Genomic DNA, 354 nt, shown 5'->3' with positions numbered 1-354 from the left:
AAAAATACCACTTTTCCGCAGTAGCTCAGTGGTAGAGCATTCGGCTGTTAACCGAACGGTCGCAGGTTCGAATCCTGCCTGCGGAGCCAAAAATGGAGAGCTGTCCGAGTGGCCGAAGGAGCACGATTGGAAATCGTGTATACGCTAACCGCGTATCAAGGGTTCAAATCCCTTGCTCTCCGCCATATAAATTTCATATTGGCCCCTTGGTCAAGCGGTTAAGACACCGCCCTTTCACGGCGGTAACACGGGTTCGAATCCCGTAGGGGTCACCATTTTGGAGGATTAGCTCAGCTGGGAGAGCATCTGCCTTACAAGCAGAGGGTCGGCGGTTCGATCCCGTCATCCTCCACC

4 tRNA genes are annotated in these 354 nt (G+C 53.4%); all 4 read left to right on the top strand.

The window, feature by feature from the left end:
• Positions 1–14: 14 nt before the first annotated feature.
• The 4 genes from AC6CHU_RS25980 (at position 15) to AC6CHU_RS25965 (ending at position 352) form a co-directional block, all read left to right on the top strand.
• Positions 15–89, top strand: a tRNA-Asn gene (locus tag AC6CHU_RS25980).
• A 5-nt stretch (positions 90–94) separates the two neighbouring features.
• Positions 95–185 (top strand) — tRNA-Ser (locus tag AC6CHU_RS25975).
• A 15-nt stretch (positions 186–200) separates the two neighbouring features.
• A tRNA-Glu gene (locus AC6CHU_RS25970) sits at positions 201–275 on the top strand.
• 4 nt (positions 276–279) lie between these two features.
• Positions 280–352 (top strand) — tRNA-Val (locus AC6CHU_RS25965).
• The last annotated feature ends 2 nt before the right edge of the window (positions 353–354 follow it).

Source organism: Cytobacillus sp. GQ23 (genome assembly GCF_059758675.1).
The sequence above is the reverse complement of the archived record's forward strand: the minus strand, read 5'-3'. Positions and strand labels throughout refer to the sequence as shown.